Genomic DNA, 20,181 nt, shown 5'->3' on the forward strand with positions numbered 1-20,181 from the left:
GTGGCCGCGTCGCTCAGAAGCGGTCGGGCGACGGCGTGCCGTGGCCGTAGCGGATCGACACGTCCGCGTGACGGTCGAAGCGGTAGCCGACGCCGCGCACGGTGCGCACGATGTCCTCGTAGATGCCGAGCTTCGCGCGCAGGCGCCGTACATGGACGTCGATGGTGCGCTCGCCGGGAGCGTCGTCGTCGGTCGAACCCTCCCACAGGGAGGCGACGAGTTCGGTGCGCTCGATCGTGCGGCCCTCGCGCAGCACGAGGTACTGCAGCAGCTCGAACTCCTTGAAGGTGAAGGCGGCGGACTCGCCGTCGATGAGGACGCGCTTGCGCGAGATGTCGACGACGACACCGCCGGGCGCGCGATCCTCCTCGGCCGGCTCGTCCTTGGTTCGAGCGACGGCCGACGGCTCGTGCAGCGCGAGGCGCACCACATCGACATCGCGACCTCCCGAACCGACCGGAGCGAGGGCGACGGTGGCGTAGGTCTCGGCGGCGGGAGCCAGCTCACCGAGGGTGCGACGGAGGGCTTCGACAAGGGTGCCGAGGCTCACGCCGGCGGAAGCGGCCTTCGCCTCGTCGATGCCGACGTAGAGGGCGAAGCCGCGGGGGGCGGTGGTCGCCGGGGCGGCGGGGCGCTCGGTGGGAGTAGCAGGCGCGGTGGGTGCCGGGGCTGCCGTGCGAGCGGCGGCGGTGGGGCGGGTGGCGGCGGGGCGGTCGAGAACGGCGGAGATCGACATGAGGAGAAAGTCCTTGGGTGTGTGAACCCGAGCGTCAACGAGAGCGGGGTTCGACGGGAGGTAGAGGCCGAGAGGCCGGAGCGCGGCTGCCGGAGGACGCGTGATCGACGCGGGCGTCAGGCGGCCGGGGGACGACGTCGGTGTTCAGAAACCGAGGTGGTCCGAGCGAGAGTCGCTGTTAGCGGCACATTCGACAACACATCGCAACGCGGCCGGGCATCATCATGCCGGCAGTCCTGTTCGCCTCCCGGGCGGACAGAGAACGCGCGTTGAGAGTCATGGGGGGATTATGACGCAGGACGTCGGATCGCGTCAAATCGGATGGGTGGCCGGCCAGGTGAGCATTGTGCGTAGTTCTAGACGGGCTTGCCGGGGAAATACCGTGCAGTCTGCGCGATCGGAGCCGGGGTGTCGGCAGAGGCGTACCCTCACGGTCATGGCCGATCTGCTTTTCGCCGACGATAAGACCGCGTCCCGCTACACGCTGCACGACGGAGACGACCTCGTGTCGGTGCTCGACTACCGCGACGACGGTCGCACTGTGGCGCTGACGCGCGCTTTCACCATCCCGACCTTCCGAGGGCACGGCTACGCCGCCGTGATCACGGAGCGCGCGGTCGACGCGATCGAGGCTGCGGGAGATCGCGAGATCCTCCCGGTGTGCTGGTACGTGGGCGAATGGTTCGAGGCTCACCCAGAGCGCGCGGGAGTCCTCCACCAGCGACCCGTTTCCTGAGCCGCCGTCTACGCAGACCACCCGCGGGCGTCAACCCCTGCCCGACCGGCCGTCCACGCGACGAAGCTGGAGGCGTCGAAAGGGGAAGTCATGACAGACGACCGCGACCTGCCCGAGGGTGTCATCAACGCCGACCCTCCCGGTGGGTGGGAGAGCGGCGCCGTGGCCGACGGTGAGACCGCAGAGCAGAACGAGCACGCGAAGGGATCGCCCCGTCTGAACGACGCGGAACCCTCGGACCCCATCGAGGGGGATGCCGCCAGTCAGGGCATCGACCCCGACCTGAGCACGGAGGACTGACATGTCGGATGAGACCCGGGCGCCCGCGCCCACCAACGGCCCCGACGGCGGCGCCGACGCGGCGGAATCGGTGGGCGGCGCCGTCCACAAGGAGCGCAAGATCTCCCGCCCCGACGAGCAGTCGGAACCCGCGATGGACACGCACCCCACCGACGACGAGGCCCGGATCGCCGGCGTCGTCGTTCAGACGCGCGCCGACGTGGGCGACAAGAGCGAGGAGCGCATCGCCGACGTCCTGCGCCAGCGCTTCCGCGACATCGGCCTCGACCTGGGCGACGACCGCATCCGCGCTCTCGCCGCCGAGGTCGCCGGCTCCTGATCCGCCGACGACGCCCCGCACCGGATTCCCCCGGCCGCGGGGCGTTTTCGCGTTCCGGGGCGGGCGGGCAGGGCGTTTGCTGCACGCCGATGTCGGAGGTGCGACGTACCGTGTCTGCATGCGGATCCTGCACACCTCCGACTGGCACATCGGGCGTTCCTTCCACGGGCACTCGACGCTCGACGCGCTGAGCGGCGTCCTCGAGGCCCTCGTCGTGCAGGTGCGTGAGCACTCCGTCGACGTGGTGATCGTCGCGGGCGACGTGTTCGACTCCGCCGCCCCCGCTGCCGCCTGCTATCCGGTGCTCTCCTCCACCCTCGCCGCCCTCGCCGACGCCGGGGCACGGGTCGTCGTCACGAGCGGCAACCACGACTCCGCGGCCCGCCTCGGTTTCCAATCCGCGCTGCTGCGCGATGAGATCACCGTCGTCACCGACCCTCGATCGGTCGGCACCCCGGTCACCATCGTCGACGAGCACGGACCCGTGCACGTCTACGGCATCCCCTATCTCGAGCCCGCCATCGTCCGCCATCTCTGGGAGGGCGTCGAGCTGCGCAGCCAGGCGCAGACGATGCAGCACGCCCTCGATCTCGTCCGCGCCGATCTCGCCGAGCGGGGCGGCCGGTCGGTGGTCGCCGCGCACTGCTTCGCGGCGGGCGTCGATTCGACGCCGGGGGTCGAGCGCGAGATCCGCCAGGGCGGGCTCGACGTCGTCCCTCTCCCGGCCTTCGACGGACCCGATTACGTCGCTCTGGGGCACATCCACGGTCGCCAGCAGCTGTCCGACCGTGTCCGCTACGCCGGTGCGCCCCTGCACTACAGCTTCGGCGAAGCGGGTAAGCCGCGCGGATCCTGGTTGGTCGATCTCGACGCCGACGGGCTGGCCGAGGTCACCTGGCTCGACCTGCCCGTGCCCCGGCCGCTCGTGACTCTGCGCGCGCCGCTCGACGACCTGCTCGGCGACGAGCGCTTCAGCGGGCACGGCGACCACTGGGTGCGCGCCGAGTACACCGACTCCACTCCTCAGCCCGACCCCATGCGGCGACTGCAGACGCGCTTCCCCTGGTGCGCGACCGTCGCACACCTCCCGTCCGAGACTCTCCCCGACGACGGCGCCGGTTACGCACAGCGCGTGCGGTCCGCTCGCGACGACGCCGAGATCATCGACACGTTCCTCGCTCACGTGCGCGAAGGCGAGGGGGCCTCCGAGGCCGAGCGTGTCCTCATCCGCGAGGTGCTCGACGCCCGCTCCGTCGCGGAGGCCTCCGCATGAAGCTCCACAACCTGACCCTCGAAGGTTTCGGCCCCTTCCTCGAGGCGCAGACGGTCGACTTCGACGCCTTCACGGCCGACGGCATCTTCCTCATCACGGGCCGCACGGGCGCGGGCAAGTCGAGCGTGCTCGACGGTGTCTGCTACGCCCTCTACGGCGGCGTCCCGCGGTACGACGGTGCCGAGCGTCGTCTGCGCAGCGACCACTGCGAGCCCGAAGATCCCACGCGCGTCACGCTCGAGTTCAGCGCCGAGGGCGAACGGTGGCGAATCACCCGTTCGCCCGAGTTCGAGCGCCCCAAACGGCGCGGCGGTGGAACGACGAAAGAACCGCATCGCGCCGTGCTCGAGGTCCTCGCGCCCGAGGGGTGGACGGGGGTGGCCGCACGACCGGTCGACGTCGCGGCACGCCTCGACGAGATCCTCGGCCTCACTCAGCAGCAGTTCCTGCAGGTCATCCTGCTCGCGCAGAACCGTTTCGCCCGGTTCCTGCTCGCCAAGAACGACGAGCGCCTGAGTCTGCTGCGGACGCTCTTCGGCACGCGGTCCTTCGAACAGTACGCGGCGGAGTTGGACGAGCGCCGGAAGGCGGCGGCGGAGCGCCTCGCCGTCGAGGGGGTCGAGGTGGCGACGCTCCTCGACGAAGCCGAGCGTCTCGCTGCAGAGCTCTCCGAGGGCGACTCCACCGGTGTCGAGGGTGAGGTCGCCGACGACGAACGTCCGACGACGGCCGCGCCGCTCAGCGTGAGCGAACGGCTCGCCCGCATCGTCCGGGCTGTGGAGCGAGCGGACTATCGCGTCGAGAACGCCGCACGCGAGCGAGAAGAGGGGGATGCCCGACTGGACAGGGCACTTGTCGCCCAGCGCGAAGCGACGACGCTTCACGAGCGTCAGCGCGACCGCATCCGCCTCCGCGAGCGTCTGGCGGCTCTCGACGCGGGTGAGGCCCAGATCGTCGCCGCGCGCGAGGAGGCGCGCTGCGCGGCGGAGGCCGAGACGATCCGCGCCGCGATGGACGCGGCCGAGACCGCCCGGAAGGCGCTCGAGTCGGCTCGCCGCGTCGCCGATGCGGCCGAGGAGAGGGCGGGCCGGCTGTCGGAGCCGAGCATGACCGGGTCCGCCGTCGAGCGCTCCGAGACCACCGCGGAACACGCGGTCTCCGCGGGCGACGGGCCTGTCGATCGCACCCTGCTGGTCGCCCGCGACGACGACCTCACCGCTCTCTTGGCGCGGGCGGAGTCCGCGCTGGAGGCCGAGATCGAGCTCGGCGATGTCCAGTCGGAGCGCGATCGGCTCGCGGCCGTCGTCGCCCGGACCACCACCGACCGCGATGCTCTCGTCGAGGGGCGAGCCGAGGTCCCCGAACTCCTGCGCACGCTCGACGAACGTCTCGCGCAACTCGCCGGTGCGGAGACCCGCAGAGCCACCGCGGCGACCACGCGTGACGATCTGCGTCGTCGACGGGAGGCAGCGCGCCGGGCGGCGCGACTGCAGGAGGAACGCGATCAGGCAGACCTGGCGTCCCTCGTCCGCGCCGACGAGGTGCAGCGCGCTGTCGACGTCTGGACCGGCCTCCTGCGCCGCCGTCTCGCCGGAGCGGCCGTCGAGCTGGCCCACGATCTCGTCGACGGCGAGCCCTGCGCCGTGTGCGGAGCGCGGGAACACCCCGCGCCCGCTCGGGGAGACGCAGACCCGGTGACCGATGACGAGCTCACGGCGGCGGAGGACCGGAAGAACGCCGCGGTCGAGCAGGACCGCCTCGCCTCCGACGCTGCGCGCGTCGCCCGCGACGCGCACGCACTGGCCGCAGCCCTCGCGGGGGGAGAGAGCGTCGACACCCTCGAGGCGCGGCTGGGAGAGACCGAACAGGCTCTCGAAGCGGCCGAGGCCGAGGTCGCCGATCTCGAGAGCGTCCGGGCGGAGCGCACGCGCGCCGTCGACCTCGATGCGGCGATTGCCGAGCGCATCGAGGGCCTGACCAGCACGCTCGCGAGCGCGCGACAGGACCTCGCGCTCGCCGAGCAGGAGGCGACGCGTCTCCGGTCCGCGGTCGCCGCGGCGCGCGGGGAGTTCGAGAGCGTGGCCGCGCGGCGACGCGACCTGCAGTCCCGGCGGGATGCGATCCGCGAACTGGTCGCCGCGAGGGATGCGCTCGAGTCCGCGACCACGCACGACCTCGAGACGAGGAGCACTGTCGCGGCCCTCGTCGACGAGAGCTCCTTCCCCGACACCGACGCGGTTCGGCAAGCACTCCGCCCGATCGGCGACCGGCGCCGCCTCGACGCGGCGATCGCCGAACACGATGCCGCGGTCGCCTCCGTTCGCCAGCGACTGCTCGAGCTCGAACTCCTCCTCGTCGACGCCCCCGATGAGCCGGTGGACCCCGCCCCCTACGCCGAGGCCGTCGCCCGTGCCCGCGAAGACGTCCAGCGCGCGACCGCGGCGCACGCCTCCGCTCGGGGCCTGGCCGACCGTTTGAGGGGGCTCGCGCAGCGGGCCGACGCCGGGCATGCGTCCGTGGCGGCGCTGTCCGACGAGCACGCCGTCATCGCCCGGCTCGCCGATACGGTGTCGGGACGCGCCCCCAACACCCGGCGGATGACGCTCGAGACGTTCGTGCTCGCCGCCGAACTCGAAGAGATCGTCACCGCCGCCAACCTTCGCCTCGATCACATGTCCTCGGGTCGATACCGGCTGCAGCACACCGACGCGCTCGCGGCCCGCGGGGCGGCGAGCGGGCTGGGGCTCGAGGTGCTCGACGCGTTCACCGGGCAGAGCCGCCCGCCGCAGTCATTGTCGGGTGGCGAGACCTTCCTGACCTCGCTCGCCCTGGCGCTCGGGCTCGCCGAGGTGGTCACGGCGCGGGCGGGCGGCATCCGGCTCGACACGCTCTTCATCGACGAGGGTTTCGGCTCGCTCGACGACGAGACGCTCGACCTCGCCATGCGGACCCTCGACGAGCTGCGGCAGGGGGGTCGAACCGTCGGAGTGATCAGCCACGTCGCCGCGATGAAAGACCAGTTGCCGGCGCAGTTGCGCGTCACGGCGACGCCCCGCGGGCCCAGCGTGATCCGACAGGACGCTCCGGCGCTGGCCGGCTGACAGCGGAGCGGTCGCGGACGTACCCCTCCCGGGCGGACCGCGCCGAGCCGTCTGTCAGCGTCTCGCTCTAGGCTGGAGACATGCGCAAGAGCACCCTCTGGACCATCCTCGGCGTCGTCGTCGCCGTGATCATCGCGTGGGTGCTCGTGAACATCCTGTTCTCGATCATCGCGTTCGCCTTCCGGCTGCTCGCCGTCGCGGTTGTCGCGCTCGTGGTGTTCCTGGTGCTGCGCGCCGTCTTCGCTCGGCGCGAGGTCGACTGACGCGAGGTCGACCGACACGAGGTCGACCGACACAAGGTCGACCGACCCCCTCGTTTCGGAGATCATCGAGCTCCGCGGCGCAAGCCCGGGCCCACCGTCCCACCCCGGGAGTACCGTCGGCTCCGATGACTCCTCCCTCCTCGGCGCCCGCGAATTCCGCCCATCCCCCCACGCGTGACATTCAGCTGTCACCTCAGCATCGCTGGCGCGCGTACTGGGTCGCGGTCGCCGTCGCCGCTCTGACGATCCTCGACCTCACAAAGGTCAACGTCGCGCTGCCCTCCATCGAGGCGGCGCTGAACGCGGGACCGACCGAGCTGCAGCTCGTGGTCTCGGGCTACATCATCACGTTCGGACTCATGCTCGTCCCGGCCGGGCGCCTCGGCGACCTCCGCTCGCGGCGCATGCTGTTCCTCGTCGGGTTGTCGCTATTCCTTGTCACGAGCCTCGCGTGCGCTCTGGCGCCCAACACCACGGTGCTGCTGGTGGCTCGACTCCTGCAGGGTGTGGCGGCCGGCATCCAGATGCCGCAGGTGCTCGGCCTCGTCCAGCAACTGTTCCAGGGCAAGGAGCGCGGCCGCGCGTTCGGCCTCTTCGGGGCGACGATCGGCATCGCGACCGCCTTCGGTCCGACCCTGGGCGGTCTGCTCATCGCCCTGGGCGGCGACACCGACGGCTGGCGGCTCATCTTCTGGATCAACGTCCCGCTCGTGGCGATCGTCATCGCGCTCGCCGCGTGGCTCCTGCCCGACACCCGGACGAAGTCTCATCGCAAGCTCGACCTCGATCCGGTCGGAGTCCTGCTCTTCGCGCTGACGATCCTGTCGTTGATGTGGCCCTTCCTGTTCACGACCGGCAGCCCCGACGACAACCCGCACCGCTGGTGGTTCCTGGTGGCGTCGGTGATCTTCGCCGCGGGCTTCGTGTTCTGGGAGCGTCGCTACGGAGAGCGGGGACGGATGCCGCTCATGCCGTTCTCGATCTTCTCGCTTTCGTCCTATCGCAACGGCGTGCTCATCTCGACCGCCTACTTCTCCGCCGTTCCGGCAATGTTCCTGCTCGGAACGCTGTTCCTGCAGGGCGGTCTGGGCCTCGAGCCGGTGTTCGCGGGCATGGTCACGATTGGTTTCGCCGTGGCATCCGCGTGGAGTTCGTGGATCGGCGGGAACCTCGTCACCCGCCTCGGACGCCCCCTCGTGGTCTGGGGGATCCTGGGGATGGTCGCCACCGCCGGCGGCCTCGTGCTCGTCGCCCTCTTCACCGCCCCCGAGTGGACGCCGTGGGCGATGGCGGCGGTGATGACCTTCGGGGGCTTCGCCGGCGGTCTCGTCATCTCGCCCAACCAGACGCTCACCCTCGCCGACATCCCCGTGAAGAGCGGCGGGGTCGCGGGGTCGGTGGGCCAGCTCGGGCAGCGCATCGGGACGGCCGTCGGCACCGCGATCGCGCTCGCGCTGTTCTACGCGACGGTGTACCGCGAGCAGGGGAGCGTGAGCGACATGGCCGTGCTGTACCACGACGCCTACGCGTCGGGCATGATCACGGTCGGGGTCTTCCTGGCCCTCGCGCTCGTCGTCGGTGTCACCGATCTGGCGGGACGCGCGCGGTCGGGTTCGCAGACGCCCTAGCGGGTCTCGGACGCCCCTCAGACGCCGTAGCGGGTGCGGATCTCCGCGCGCAGCTCGTGGCTGCAGCGCTCCACGACGACATCCCACAGCTCGGTGGCGCCGTCCTGCGCGCGGTCCGAAACGGCCCGGAGGATCCGGATCGGGACGCCGAACTGCTGCGCGACCCAGATGAGCGCGTACGACTCCATGTCGACCAGACGCCCGCCGAGGCCGCGGATGCGGCGAACGGCCTCCGCGTCGTCGACGAAGTGATCGCCGGTCGCGATGACCATGCCCTCGGCGCCGGTCTCGACCCGGGTGGGAAGGGACACGTGCTCGCCGAACGCGCCGTCGAGACCCTTCACGTCGTGCTGGATCGCGGCGGCGATGTCGTAGATCCCACCGTCGACCTCGTCATCGATCGCCCCGGCCGTGCCGACGACGACGATCTCGTCATACTCGCCCTCGCAGAGGGCCCGGGTGAGGGCGTAAGCCGCGGGGATCTTGCCCACCCCGGTGAGCAGCCGCTCGAAACCGGGGATCTCCGCCTCGAAGGCGGTCAGTTCGGATGCATGGGCGGCGACGAGGAGCTTCACCCGTCCATTCTCGCCGACCGCGCGCGGCCCGCGTGTCGAGCCTCGCCGCGAGGAAAGCCCGCCGCTCCCGGGGTGCGCTGCGCGAGGGTCCCCGGGGCGGCGAGCGTCGTCGGACGAGGGGCGGATGCCAGGCCCCGGGCGTGCGGCTCCCGCCCCCCGATGATTCAGCCCTGGGCGGGCTCCGACGCGGCCGACAGGCGAGCGATCTCGCCGCTCGTCAGCTCGAGGGAGGCGCTGGCGAGAAGATCGGCGACCTGCTCCACCTTCGAGGCGCTCGCGATGGGGGCGGCCACGGTCGGCTGGGCCCGCAGCCAGGCCAGAGCGGTACTCGCGATCGAGGCGCCATGCGCGTCGCCGACCTCCTCCAGCGCGTCGATCAGCGCGAGCCCGGCCGGGGTGGCGAGCTTCGCAGCGCCTCCGGCGCGGGGCGAGTCGCCCGTGGCATCCGCCGAACGGTACTTCCCGGTGAGGAATCCGCTCGCGAGGGCGTAGTAGGGCACGAGCGACATGCCGTACTGCTCGGCGACGGGCACGATCTCGCTCTCGACCTCGGTGCGATGGACGAGGTTGTAGTGCGGCTGGACGGCGACCGGAAGGTCGGCTCCGGACGCCTCGGCGAGCGAGATCCACTCGCGGATGCGCTCAGCGGTGTAGTTCGACACCGCCACGTACCGCACCAGCCCATCGTTCACGAGGTCGGCGAAACCGGCGACGGTCTCTTCGAGGGGCGTGTCCGCGTCGTCGAAATGGGCGTAGTACAGGTCGATGGCGTCGACGCCGAGGCGCTTCAGCGACGCCTCCGCCGCGGCGCGGATGTTCTTCGCGCTCAGCCCACGGAACTCCGGGTGCTGGCTGACCTTCGTCGCCACCACGACGTTCTGGGGCTTGCGCGAGGCGAGCCATTCGCCGATGAGGGTCTCGCTCTCGCCTCCGGAGTTGCCCGGGACCCAGGCGCTGTACGCGTCGGCGGTGTCGATGAAATCGCCGCCCCCGGCGTGGAAGGCGTCGAGCACCGCGAAGGAGGTGTCCCGGTCGGCGGTCCAGCCGAAGACGTTGCCGCCCAGGGAGAGGGGGAGGATGTCGAGGTCGCTGCGTCCGATACGCGTCATGATGCCCTTCCTGTCGAAATCGGTGACCTCAGGGTCAACGACGATCTCCCGGGGGCATTCCCTCGACGCGCGGGTTCAGCTGCCTCCGGAGAGAATGCCGATCAGCCCGCTGACGAGCAGCCAGAGGCCGATGCCCGCGCCGGCGATCCAGATGACGACCGTGCCCGCGGGGTACTTCTTCTTCCCGTCCGGGCCCTCGGGGGCGCTCACGAGCGCACCATCGTGATGATCGAGACGATGAGCACGGCGAGACCTCCGATGACGGCGATGGCGGCGATGATGGGTCCTCCGCCGGCGAGGTAGGCGGCGACGCCGAGGGCGAGGAACAGCACGGCCAGCACGATGCCGACGATCTGGTAGACGCGGTGGCGCCTGCTGACCGGCGTCGTCTTCTGTTCGCTCACGGGGCCCCCTTCGCACCCAGGCTACCGAAAAGCTGTGCGCCTCCTGAGCCGGTATGCGGGGAATCACCCGGGGACGCGCATCGCGGCGTAGCGTGGGCGCATGGCGCGCCCCGTACCCGACCCCGTCCGCCCCGGCCAGGAATCCGTGTGGGATTACCCTCGCCCCCCGCGGGTGGAACGCGTGCGCAAACGCGTGCAGATCGACTTCGGCGGCGTCCGCATCGCCGACACCGACGACGTCGTCCGGGTGCTCGAGACCAGCCACCCGCCGGTATACTACGTGCCGATCGCCGCCTTCGGCGATGCCCTCACCCTCGGCGAGGGCGCGTCGTTCTGCGAGTTCAAGGGCGGTGCCCGGTACTTCGACGTGCACGGCGGCGGGGGAGCGGTGGCTCCGCGCGCCGCCTGGAACTACCCGCACCCGATGCCCGGCTACGAGGTGCTCGAAGACCGCGTGGCCGTCTACGCGGGGCCGATGGACCGCGTCGTGCTCGGCGGCGAGACCGTCGAACCGCAGCCGGGCGGCTTCTACGGCGGCTGGGTGACGAGCGATCTCGCCGGACCGTTCAAGGGCGTGCCGGGCTCGATGGGCTGGTAGCCCACGCGACGAGCGGACGGGCTCGACCGGATGCCGGGACTCAGTCGCCGTCGAACGCCTGGGGCACCGCCGCGTGCAGGTCGGCGAGCCACGCACGGGCGTTGCCGTCGGAGGGGGCGCGCCAATCGCCGCGGGGCGACAGCGAACCCGCGGGCGAGACCTTCGGCCCGTTCGGGATCGCGGTGCGCTTGAACTGCGCGAACCCGAAGAAGCGCTTCAGGAACACCTCGAGCCACCGCGCCACGGTGACGAGGTCGTATGCCGGACGCTCTCCCTCGGGGTAACCGGGCGGCCAGGAGCCGGCATCCGGGTCCGTCCAGGCGTGCGCGGCGAGGAAGGCGATCTTGGACGGCCGGAACCCGAAGCGCAGCACGTGATAGAGCGTGAAATCGTGCAGGTTGTAGGGCCCGATCCTGTCCTCGGTGGACTGCATGCGGCCATCTTGTCCGGCGGGCACCAGCTCGGGACTGATCTCGGTGTCGAGCACGGACCGCAGGACCTCGACGGTGTCATCGCTCAGCTCACCCGAGGAGATGACCCAGCGGATGAGGTGCTGGATGAGCGTCTTCGGCACCCCGGGGTTGACCGAGTAGTGGCTCATCTGGTCGCCCACGCCGTAGGTCGACCACCCGAGCGCGATCTCGGACAGGTCGCCGGTGCCTACGACGATGCCGTTGTTCTGATTCGCGAGGCGGAACAGATAGTCGGTGCGCAGGCCCGCCTGCACGTTCTCGAATGTGACGTCGTGCACGGGCTCGCCCGAGGCGAAGGGGTGCCCCATGCGCGAGAGCATCTCGGTCGCGGCGGGGCGGATGTCGATCTCCTCGATCGACGCGCCGACGGCCTCGGCCAGGGCGATCGCGTTGCGTTTCGTCTTCTCGCCGGTCGCGAAGCCGGGGAGCGTGTAGGTGAGGATGTCGCTGCGCGGACGACCCATGCGATCCATGGCCCGCGCGATCACGAGCAGGGCATGGGTGGAGTCGAGTCCGCCGCTGACCCCGAGCACGGGGCGCGGGTCGCCGATCGCCTGCAGACGCTGCACGAGGCCCGACACCTGGATGTTGAACGCCTCGTAGCAGTCCTGCGCGAGACGCGCCGGGTCGTCGGGGACGAAGGGGAAGCGGTCGACGGCGCGGCGCAGACCGAGGTCAGTCGCGGGCGGGGCCAGCTCGAAGGTCACCGTCCGGAAGACCGGAGAGGTGGTGCGACGGTTGTCGTCGAAGGTGCCCTGACGCAGCCGGTCTTGACGAAGCCGATCCAGGTCGACGTCGGCGACGCTGCGCCGGGGCCCGTCGGGGAAGCGCTCGGTCGTGGCGAGCAATTGCCCGCCCTCGTAGATCATGGTCTGGCCGTCCCACGACACGTCGTTGGTCGACTCGCCCTGGCCCGCGGCCGCGTACGCGTACACGGCGAGACACCGCATCGACTGCGACTGCGAGAGCAGGTGACGGTCGTCGGCCCGCCCGATCGTGATGGGACTGCCCGACAGGTTCGCGAGCACGGTGGCCCCGGCCAGGGCCGCACCCGACGACGGAGGGATCGGCACCCAGACGTCTTCGCACACCTCGACGTGAAGGGTGAGACCGGGAACGTCGACCGCGTCGAAGAGGAGGTCGGGCCCGAAGGGCACTGTTTCGCCCGCGACGAGGATGTGCTGCCCGGCCTGGTCGTCGCCGCGCGCGTACCAGCGGTGCTCGTAGAACTCGCGGTAGGTGGGCAGGTATGCCTTCGGGGCGACGCCGAGCACCCGGCCGCGGTGGATCACGACCGCGCAGTTGTAGAGGCGGTTGCCGTGGCGCAGCGGCGCTCCGACCAGCAGAACGGGGAGCAGATCGGCGGATGCCAGTACAAGGCGCCCGAGAGCGGCCTCGACCGCATCGAGCAGGGGATCCTGCATGACGAGGTCGTCGATCGCGTAGCCGGTGAGGCACAGCTCGGGGAAGACCGCGACGGCGACCCCCTCGGCGTCGCAGGCCCGCGCCGACTCGAGCACGCTGTCGGCGTTCGTGGCGGGGTCGGCGACCGAGAGGGGGATCGTGCACGCCGCGACGCGCGCGAACCCGTGCCGGTACAGGCTCTCGAACGGCAGATCGGTGATCACCCCTCCAGTCTGTCAGCACCCCCCGACACCGCGCTGTCCCGTTGCCTGGGGGGCCGGTCCGTGGGCGGGCGGCGACCGATGTCGGTGGCCCCGGTTAGCGTGGAACACCATGCGGTACATCGAGCAGAACGGGCGGATCGTCTGGAGCGCCAGCGACCTGAAGGCGGCGGCCGAGTGCGAATTCGCGTGGTTGCGCGCCATCGACGCGAAGATCGGGCGCGTCGCCCCCGTCGACGACCCCGAAGACGCCACCCTCGAGCGGGCGGCTCGACTCGGCACGGCGCACGAGTTGCGCGTGCTCGACGACGATCGCGCCCGCTTCGGCGCGGCGGTGCGCGAGATCCCCGCGGCGCGCTCCTCCGACACCGAGGCGCTCGACGAGGCGGTGCGCCTCACCGACGAGGCGCTGGCCGACCCGTCCGTCGAGGTGGTCTATCAGGCAGCGTTCGCCACTGACGAGTTCGTGGGCTTCGCCGACTTCCTCGTGCGCGAACCCCAGGCCGCGGCCGACGGAACGCGTCGCTGGATCGTGCAGGACACCAAGCTCGCCCGCCGCGCGCGCGTGACGGCGTTGATGCAGCTCGCGGCGTACGTCGACCAGCTCGACCGTCTCGGCGTGCCCCGCTCCGACGAGGTGCAGCTGCTGCTCGGCGACGGCACGACGAGCACCCACCGCGTCGACGACCTGCTGCCGGTCTTCGAGCTGCGCCGCGCGCGCCTGCGCGCCCTCATCGCCGACCGCCGGGTCGATCTCGGCGTCGCCGGTCCCGTGATCCCCTGGGGCGACCCGCGCGGCGATCTCGGTGTCATCGCGTGCGGGCGATGCGCCACGTGCGAGCTCGAGGTCGTCGCCCACCGCGACCTGCTGCTCGTCGCCGGCATGCGGCCCGTCCAACGCGACCGCCTGCGAGCGGGTGGTATCCAGACCATCGATCAGCTGGCGGCCGCCGTCTCGCCTCCCGTGGGCATGAGCGCCGACACGTTCGCGTCGCTGCGCACCCAGGCGCGCCTCCAGCTCGAGAGCCCCGCGGGGGTTCCCGGGGCCGATGCGCCGGCTCATGCCGTGCCGACGTTCGAGGTCGTCGCGCCCACCTCGCTCGGCGTCCTGCCACGGCCCGACCACGGCGACCTCTTCTTCGACTTCGAGGGCGACCCGCTCTACACCGAGGGCGTCGGTGAGCACTGGGGCATCGACTACCTCTTCGGGTGGGTCGACATGCGCGAGACGTACGGGGCGCTATGGGCGCACACCTTCGACGAGGAGCGTGTCGCCCTGGAGCGCTTCCTCGACATGGTGGCGTTGCGCCGACAGCAGCATCCCGGCATGCACATCTACCACTACGCCCCCTACGAGCCGACGCATCTGCTCACGATGGCCGCTCGGTACGGCGTGCGCGAGGCGGATGTCGACCGTCTGCTGCGCGACGGGGTCTTCGTCGACCTGTATCCGGTCGTCCGACGGGCGCTGCGCGTGGGCTCGCGGTCGTACTCCATCAAGAAGCTCGAGCCCCTGTACATGGGCGACGAGGTGCGGACGAGCGACGTGCAACGCGGCGACGACTCGATCGTGAAGTACGTCGAGGCCCGTGCGCTCGCCGCCGATGGCGACACGGCCGGCGCGCAGCGCGTGCTCGACGATCTCGCCGACTACAACCGCTACGACTGCGTCTCGACCCGGCGCCTGCGCGACTGGCTGGTGAATCGGGCGCGCGAATCGGGCGCCGTCCCCGCCCGCGGAGCCGAGCCCGACGAGCAGGCGTACGAGCCGTCACCCCGCGCGACGGCCCTGCAGCGGTGGGCCGACGGCGTGACGGCGCCCGCCGCGACCGAGCCCGCCGCCGCGACCGAGCCCTCCAGCCCAACCGAGCCCGCCAGCCCAACCGAGCCCTCCGCCGCGACCGAGCGCGCCGCGACCGCCCCTGACCTCGCCGAAGCCGATGCCACCGCGCTCCGCCTCGCCGCGGCGGCGATCGACTACTACCCGCGCGAAGAGAAGACCTACTGGGCCGCGCATTTCCTGCGACTGCGCGAGCCGCTCTCGGTCTGGGAAGAGACCCGCGACGTCGTCGTGGTCGACGCGGCGCGATCCCGCGTCGTCGCCGACTGGCACGTCCCCGAGTCGGGCCGCGGGTCGCAGCGCCGGCTCGTCGAGCTCCGCGGTGAGGTCGCCCCCGGCACGCGCCTGAGCGCGGATGCCGAGCCCTTCGCGGTCTACGACCTGCCCGCGCCGTTCCCGATCGAGACCCGCCCCCGGTGGATCCACGGCGCGCGCCGGGTCACCGTGCGCGACGTTCTCGACGACGGCGCGATCGTCGAGGAGATCGCCGCCGACGGCGTGACGTGGGACGATCTGCCGCTCGCCCTCACCCCGCCGGCGCCCCCGCGGGCGGGCAACCAGCAGAAGGCGATCGACGCCTGGGCCGACGCGGTGCTGGCCGCCGCCCCGAGGATCCCCGACGGGGCCGCCGCCGACATCCTGCGCCGCATCCCGCCGCGGACGCTGTCGGGATCCCTCGCCCCCGTCACCAGCCGCGACGCCACGACCGGAGACGACGAGGTCGCGGCCATCGCGCGCAGCGTCGCCGATCTCGACCGCAGCTATCTCGCCGTCCAGGGACCCCCCGGTACGGGAAAGACCTACGTGGGCTCGCACGTGATCGCCCGTCTCGTCGCCGAGCGCGGCTACCGCATCGGTGTGGTGGCGCAGTCGCACGCGACCATCGAGCACATGCTCGATCAGGTCATCGCGGCCGGGGTGCCGGCATCCCGAGTCGGCAAAGCGCCGAAAGACCCGAGCGTCCCCCACGCCTTCACGGTGCTCCCCAAGAACGGGGTCGCGGCCTTCACCGCAGAGAACGCCTCGACCGGTTTCGTCGTCGGGGGCACGGCGTGGGATTTCAGCCACGAGACCCGCGTGCCGCGCGGCAGCCTCGACCTCCTCGTGATCGATGAGGCGGGACAGTTCTCGCTCGCGTCGACGATCGCGGTGTCGCTCGCGGCTCAGCGCCTGCTGCTGCTGGGCGATCCACAGCAGTTGCCGCAGGTGAGCCAGGGCACGCACCCCGAGCCCGTCGACACCTCCGCGCTCGGATGGATCATCGACGGCGCCGAGGTCGTGCCGGAGGAGTTCGGATACTTCCTCGCGCGCACCCGCCGCATGCACCCCGCGGTCGCTGAGCCGGTGTCACGGCTGTCGTACGAGGGGCGCCTCGCCGCGCACCCGTCCACGGCCCTGCGCCGCCTCGAGGGAATCGAACCCGGCGTGCACGTCGTGCCGGTGCGCCACCGCGGTAACTCGACGTTCTCCCGCGAAGAGGCTGCCGAGGTCGCGCGCCTGGTCGGCGACCTCGTCGGACGCGATTGGACGGGCGCCGAGGGGGGAGCGGGCGACTCTGCCACCGTGCGGGAACCGCGCGCGCTCCGGGCCGACGACATCATCGTCATCACGCCCTACAACGCTCAGCAGGTCGCGGTCGAAGAGGCCCTGGCCGACGCCGGGTACGCCGACGTGCCGGTCGGGACGGTCGACCGCTTCCAGGGCAAAGAAGCGGTCGTCGCGATCCTGACTCTCGCCGCGTCGTCAGGGCGCGAGGCTCCCCGGGGGCTCGAGTTCCTCCTGCTGCGCAACCGCATCAACGTCGCGATCTCGCGCGCCATGCAGGCCGCGTACGTCGTGTACTCCCCGGCGCTGCTCGACGACCTGCCGCGCACCCCCGAGGGAGTCGCGCGGCTCAGCGGCTTCGCTCGTCTGGTCGGGACTCAGGCGGTGCCGTAGAGGCGGTCGCCGGCGTCGCCGAGACCGGGCACGATGTAGCCCTTCTCGTTGAGGCGCTCGTCGACGGCTCCGAGCACGAGGGTGACGTCGTGTCCTTCGACCTGCTTCTCGATCGCGGCGACGCCCTCGGGGGCGCCCAGCAGGCAGATCGCGGTGACATCCTGCGCGCCCCGGGCGAAGAGGAACTTGATGGCCGCACCGAGCGAGCCGCCGGTGGCGAGCATCGGGTCGAGCACGAAGCACTGGCGGTCGCTGAGGTCGTCGGGGAGGCGCTCGGCGTACGTGGTCGGTTCGAAAGTCTCCTCGTCGCGCACCATTCCGAGGAAGCCGACCTCGGCGGTGGGGAGGAGCTTGACCATTCCCTCGAGCATGCCGAGACCGGCGCGCAGGATCGGCACCACGATCGGGCGGGGCTCGCTGATCTTCACACCCATGGTCGTGGTGACCGGCGTCTGGATCTCGATCGGATCGACGCGGACATTCCGGGTGGCCTCGTACGCGAGGAGCGTCACGAGTTCTTCCGTGAGCTGACGGAACACCGGCGACGACGTCTGCACGTCACGCAGCACCGTGAGCTTGTGGGTGATGAGCGGGTGATCGGCGACGTGGACACGCATAGGCTCAAGGCTAACCGCTCCGTCCGCGCACCACCGCCCCCGATCCGCCCCCGATCCGCCCTCGATCCCCGGAGATCCCGTGACGCCCACCGTCGCCGACCTCGCCGCGATGCGGCGGGCGCTCGAACTCGCCGACGACGCCGCAGCCGACGGTGACGTCCCGGTGGGAGCCGTCGTCGTCGACGCGACGGGCCGGATCGTCGGCGAGGGACGCAACCTCCGCGAGGTCACGGGCGACCCCACCGCGCACGCCGAGGTCGTGGCGCTGCGCGAGGCCGCCCGCACCCTGGGGTCGTGGCACCTGGCCGACTGCACGCTCGTGGTCACCCTCGAGCCGTGCGTCATGTGCGCGGGGGCGATCCTGCAGGCTCGCGTCGACCGCGTCGTCTTCGGATCGTGGGATGCCAAGGCGGGAGCCGCCGGGTCTTTGTACGACGTGCTCCGCGATCGGCGTCTTCCCCACCGTGTCGAGGTGGTCGGCGGGGTCGAGGAGGAGCAGGCCGCGGCCCGGCTCCGGGGGTTCTTCGAGCAGCGCCGCTGAGCGCTCAGCGCGGGAGCAGCGGAAGGACCTCGGCGCCGATCTGATCGGCGTGATCGACGTCGCGCAGGTCCATGAGCTGGAAGTAGACCCGCTCGGCACCGAGGGCGCGAAGCCGCTCGACCTTCTCGGCGACCTGCTCTGGCGTGCCGATGATGTTCGCGCCGTCGTCGAAGTCCACGCGCGTGCGACCGATCGCCTCGGCCCGCCGCGCGATCTCGGCGTCGTCCGAGCCGACGATGGTCGGCAGCGCGACCGAGAGCTTCAGGGTCTGCGGGTCGCGGCCGATCGCCTCGCAGGCGGCTCGGACGACGGCGAACTTCTCGGCCACGACGTCTTCCGCGACGAAACCGATGTTGAATTCCGTGGCATACCTCGCGGCCAGTGCGGGCGTGCGCTTCGGGCCGCCCCCGCCCACGATCACCGGAACGGGCGACTGCACCGGTTTCGGCAGCGCCGGCGCCTCATCGAGGTCGTAGCGCGCGCCATGGAACGTGAAGGTGTCGGCATCCGGAGTCGACCAGAGACCCGTCACGATCTGAAGCTGCTCTTCGAGCAGGTCGAAACGCTTGGACGGGAAGGGGATGCCGTAGGCCGCGTGTTCGCGCTCGAACCAGCCCGTGCCCAAGCCCAGCTCGACGCGGCCGCCCGACATCGCATCGACCTGGGCGACCTGGATCGCGAGGATCGCCGGGACGCGGTACGTCGCCGACGACACGAGCGTTCCCAAGCGGATGCGGGAGGTCTCGCGCGCCAGGCCCGCGAGGGTCGTCCAGGCGTCGGTGGGACCGGGGCGCGGATCGCCCTCGCCCATGCGCAGATAGTGGTCGGAGCGGAAGAAGCCGTCGAGGCCGTGCTCCTCCGCCGAGCGCGCGAAGGCGAGCTGGTCGTCGTACGAGAAGCCCTGCTGGGGCTCGGTGAACAGGCAGTACTCCACGACGACCTCCGGGGGAAGGGGAATCAGTCGGCCGAGCGCAGGATGATCGCCTCGGTCGGCGGTGCCGGGTCGGCCGGACGGCCGACGTAGCCGATGTGCGTGAGCAGCGCCTGGCGGAACTGCGCGGGGCGTTCGAGGTGCACGCAGTGGCCGGCCCCGTCGACGGGCACCTCGGTGACCTCGCCGCCGTTCTCCGCGTAAGCGGAGAGCACGTCGCGGGTCTGCGAGACCATCGGCTGCGCGGGTGCCACGTCGGCGCCCGGCCAGTCGGGGACTACGCCGAGCGCGCCCAGGTGGTTGACGTCCGAGAACGAGGCGTCGGAGACGATGGCGTCGGCCGTCCCGTAGATCCACAGGATCGGGGGCTTCTCGGCGAGGTCCACGATCCCCGAGAGGTTGAGGTTCTTGGGCGCCAGCGCGTTGAGCACGCCGATCGTCCCGGGAGCGAAGCCCGGCCAGGTCGAGGTCGTCACCGAGTCGCCGGGGTAGTTGCCGGTGGCCGTGGAGGTCGACAGCATCGCCTCGACCCAGACGTCCTCGTGCTCGCTCCGGTATCCGGCGGCGACGTAGCTCGAGCGGAAGACCGAGCGCGGCGAGGTGGGCGCGTCGTCGGTGGTGTCGTGGTCGATGAGGCGCTGGACGACGTCGGGGTTGGCGGCTCCCGCTCCGGCGCCGGCGTCCTCGTCGTTCAGGCGCGAACCGTCGCGGCGCGTGGCGCCGAAACCGTACGGCGACACGGGGGACTGCAGCGTGAGCGAGAGCACGGGGTGCTCGAGCGCGTATTGCAGCACGACCGCTCCGCCCATCGACCAGCCGACGAGGTGGGCGGTCGGGATGCCGAGGGCCTCGAGCGTCGCGTGCAGATCGTCGCTGAAGTCGCGGACGCCACGGGTGGCATCGATGGGGCTGTGCTCGGTGCGGCCGAAACCGCGCAGGTCGACGGCGATCACGCGCAGCTCGCTCGGCAGGTCCTGCATGATCTCCTGCCAGAAGAGCGAGGAGGCCACGTTGCCGTGCACGAAGACGACGGTGTGCTCGGGCGAGGTGGCGGGGTCGTCGCCCGCGCGCTCGAGCACGTTGACACTCAACCGGTCGGTCTCGACCAGGCGCGCGGTGATGCCGTCGAAGAGAGTCATCGCTAGTCCTCCGTGTCGCTCGCCGGTGCTCCCGC

At 71.4% G+C, this 20,181-nt stretch carries 19 protein-coding genes; 10 read left to right on the plus strand and 9 right to left on the minus strand.

The features are described from left to right. Positions 1-13: 13 nt before the first annotated feature. Entirely contained in the window at positions 14-736 is a 723-nt protein-coding gene (locus F9B98_RS12625) for a winged helix-turn-helix domain-containing protein (protein WP_150958013.1), read from the minus strand. Positions 737-1,172: 436 nt separating this feature from the next. On the opposite strand from F9B98_RS12625, the gene F9B98_RS12630 reads away from it, so the two are divergent. The 7 genes from F9B98_RS12630 (at position 1,173) to F9B98_RS12660 (ending at position 8,356) form a co-directional block, all read left to right on the plus strand. Continuing rightward, positions 1,173-1,472 (plus strand): GNAT family N-acetyltransferase, encoded by a 300-nt coding sequence (locus tag F9B98_RS12630; RefSeq protein WP_150958015.1) that lies wholly within the window; start codon positions 1,173-1,175, stop codon positions 1,470-1,472. 90 nt (positions 1,473-1,562) lie between these two features. After that, a complete protein-coding gene (locus tag F9B98_RS12635; RefSeq protein ID WP_056224037.1) occupies positions 1,563-1,772 on the plus strand; it encodes a hypothetical protein in 210 nt (69 codons plus the stop codon). A gap of 1 nt (position 1,773) precedes the next feature. Continuing rightward, entirely contained in the window at positions 1,774-2,091 is a 318-nt protein-coding gene (locus F9B98_RS12640; protein WP_150958017.1) for a hypothetical protein, read from the plus strand. Between the two features lie 118 nt (positions 2,092-2,209). Further along, on the plus strand, positions 2,210-3,364 hold the full coding sequence (locus tag F9B98_RS12645; RefSeq protein WP_150958019.1) for an exonuclease SbcCD subunit D: 1,155 nt from the start codon (positions 2,210-2,212) through the stop codon (positions 3,362-3,364). Continuing rightward, a complete protein-coding gene (locus F9B98_RS12650; protein ID WP_150958021.1) occupies positions 3,361-6,465 on the plus strand; it encodes an AAA family ATPase in 3,105 nt (1,034 codons plus the stop codon). The genes F9B98_RS12645 and F9B98_RS12650 overlap by 4 nt, the downstream gene beginning before the upstream one ends. Before the next feature lie 80 nt (positions 6,466-6,545). Then, entirely contained in the window at positions 6,546-6,728 is a 183-nt protein-coding gene (locus F9B98_RS12655) for a hypothetical protein (protein ID WP_150958023.1), read from the plus strand. A gap of 125 nt (positions 6,729-6,853) precedes the next feature. Next, positions 6,854-8,356 (plus strand): MFS transporter, encoded by a 1,503-nt coding sequence (locus tag F9B98_RS12660; protein ID WP_225310341.1) that lies wholly within the window; start codon positions 6,854-6,856, stop codon positions 8,354-8,356. 17 nt (positions 8,357-8,373) lie between these two features. Here F9B98_RS12660 and F9B98_RS12665 read toward each other — a convergent pair whose 3' ends face one another. The 4 genes from F9B98_RS12665 to F9B98_RS12675 form a co-directional block, all read right to left on the minus strand. After that, positions 8,374-8,931 carry a nucleoside phosphorylase gene (locus F9B98_RS12665; RefSeq protein ID WP_150958025.1) on the minus strand — a complete coding sequence of 186 codons (558 nt, stop codon included), beginning with the start codon at positions 8,929-8,931 and terminating at the stop codon, positions 8,374-8,376. Positions 8,932-9,095: 164 nt separating this feature from the next. Beyond that, entirely contained in the window at positions 9,096-10,040 is a 945-nt protein-coding gene (locus F9B98_RS12670) for an aldo/keto reductase (protein ID WP_150958027.1), read from the minus strand. A 75-nt stretch (positions 10,041-10,115) separates the two neighbouring features. Next, positions 10,116-10,250: a hypothetical protein gene (locus F9B98_RS16245; protein WP_263641783.1), complete on the minus strand. Its 135-nt coding sequence runs from the start codon at positions 10,248-10,250 to the stop codon at positions 10,116-10,118. Further along, entirely contained in the window at positions 10,247-10,444 is a 198-nt protein-coding gene (locus tag F9B98_RS12675; protein WP_150958029.1) for a hypothetical protein, read from the minus strand. The genes F9B98_RS16245 and F9B98_RS12675 overlap by 4 nt, the downstream gene beginning before the upstream one ends. Positions 10,445-10,544: 100 nt before the next feature. Here F9B98_RS12675 and F9B98_RS12680 point away from each other — a divergent pair, with 100 nt between their 5' ends. After that, positions 10,545-11,042 carry a DUF427 domain-containing protein gene (locus F9B98_RS12680; protein WP_150958031.1) on the plus strand — a complete coding sequence of 166 codons (498 nt, stop codon included), beginning with the start codon at positions 10,545-10,547 and terminating at the stop codon, positions 11,040-11,042. A gap of 40 nt (positions 11,043-11,082) precedes the next feature. Here F9B98_RS12680 and F9B98_RS12685 read toward each other — a convergent pair whose 3' ends face one another. Continuing rightward, positions 11,083-13,143 (minus strand): NAD(+) synthase, encoded by a 2,061-nt coding sequence (locus tag F9B98_RS12685; RefSeq protein ID WP_150958033.1) that lies wholly within the window; start codon positions 13,141-13,143, stop codon positions 11,083-11,085. Positions 13,144-13,252: 109 nt separating this feature from the next. Between F9B98_RS12685 and F9B98_RS12690 the strand changes: the two genes are divergently transcribed. Further along, positions 13,253-16,918 carry a TM0106 family RecB-like putative nuclease gene (locus F9B98_RS12690; protein ID WP_150958035.1) on the plus strand — a complete coding sequence of 1,222 codons (3,666 nt, stop codon included), beginning with the start codon at positions 13,253-13,255 and terminating at the stop codon, positions 16,916-16,918. On the opposite strand, the gene upp is transcribed toward F9B98_RS12690, so the two are convergent. Further along, complete coding sequence (gene upp / locus F9B98_RS12695) at positions 16,903-17,535, minus strand: uracil phosphoribosyltransferase (protein ID WP_076677423.1); 633 nt, start codon at positions 17,533-17,535, stop codon at positions 16,903-16,905. The two genes, F9B98_RS12690 and upp, sit on opposite strands and share 16 nt — an antisense overlap. 109 nt (positions 17,536-17,644) lie before the next feature. On the opposite strand from upp, the gene tadA reads away from it, so the two are divergent. Further along, on the plus strand, positions 17,645-18,076 hold the full coding sequence (gene tadA, locus F9B98_RS12700; RefSeq protein ID WP_150959053.1) for a tRNA adenosine(34) deaminase TadA: 432 nt from the start codon (positions 17,645-17,647) through the stop codon (positions 18,074-18,076). A 4-nt stretch (positions 18,077-18,080) separates the two neighbouring features. Here the strand turns inward: tadA and F9B98_RS12705 are convergent, their stop codons facing one another. Together F9B98_RS12705 and F9B98_RS12710 are read right to left on the minus strand one after the other, a co-directional pair. Beyond that, on the minus strand, positions 18,081-19,010 hold the full coding sequence (locus F9B98_RS12705) for an LLM class F420-dependent oxidoreductase (RefSeq protein ID WP_150958037.1): 930 nt from the start codon (positions 19,008-19,010) through the stop codon (positions 18,081-18,083). 23 nt (positions 19,011-19,033) lie between these two features. Further along, entirely contained in the window at positions 19,034-20,146 is a 1,113-nt protein-coding gene (locus F9B98_RS12710) for an alpha/beta fold hydrolase (RefSeq protein ID WP_150958039.1), read from the minus strand. Positions 20,147-20,181 lie beyond the last annotated feature (35 nt).

Source organism: Microbacterium testaceum StLB037, from assembly GCF_008763945.1.
GTDB lineage: Bacteria > Actinomycetota > Actinomycetes > Actinomycetales > Microbacteriaceae > Microbacterium > Microbacterium testaceum_G.

Coding starts and splice junctions, on each gene's coding strand:
- F9B98_RS12625 (WP_150958013.1), bottom strand. CDS start 736: ATGTCGATCTCCGCCGTTCTCGACCGCCCCGCCGCCACCCGCCCCACC.
- F9B98_RS12630 (WP_150958015.1), top strand. CDS start 1,173: ATGGCCGATCTGCTTTTCGCCGACGATAAGACCGCGTCCCGCTACACG.
- F9B98_RS12635 (WP_056224037.1), top strand. CDS start 1,563: ATGACAGACGACCGCGACCTGCCCGAGGGTGTCATCAACGCCGACCCT.
- F9B98_RS12640 (WP_150958017.1), top strand. CDS start 1,774: ATGTCGGATGAGACCCGGGCGCCCGCGCCCACCAACGGCCCCGACGGC.
- F9B98_RS12645 (WP_150958019.1), top strand. CDS start 2,210: ATGCGGATCCTGCACACCTCCGACTGGCACATCGGGCGTTCCTTCCAC.
- F9B98_RS12650 (WP_150958021.1), top strand. CDS start 3,361: ATGAAGCTCCACAACCTGACCCTCGAAGGTTTCGGCCCCTTCCTCGAG.
- F9B98_RS12655 (WP_150958023.1), top strand. CDS start 6,546: ATGCGCAAGAGCACCCTCTGGACCATCCTCGGCGTCGTCGTCGCCGTG.
- F9B98_RS12660 (WP_225310341.1), top strand. CDS start 6,854: ATGACTCCTCCCTCCTCGGCGCCCGCGAATTCCGCCCATCCCCCCACG.
- F9B98_RS12670 (WP_150958027.1), bottom strand. CDS start 10,040: ATGACGCGTATCGGACGCAGCGACCTCGACATCCTCCCCCTCTCCCTG.
- F9B98_RS12680 (WP_150958031.1), top strand. CDS start 10,545: ATGGCGCGCCCCGTACCCGACCCCGTCCGCCCCGGCCAGGAATCCGTG.
- F9B98_RS12690 (WP_150958035.1), top strand. CDS start 13,253: ATGCGGTACATCGAGCAGAACGGGCGGATCGTCTGGAGCGCCAGCGAC.
- upp (WP_076677423.1), bottom strand. CDS start 17,535: ATGCGTGTCCACGTCGCCGATCACCCGCTCATCACCCACAAGCTCACG.
- tadA (WP_150959053.1), top strand. CDS start 17,645: ATGCGGCGGGCGCTCGAACTCGCCGACGACGCCGCAGCCGACGGTGAC.
- F9B98_RS12710 (WP_150958039.1), bottom strand. CDS start 20,146: ATGACTCTCTTCGACGGCATCACCGCGCGCCTGGTCGAGACCGACCGG.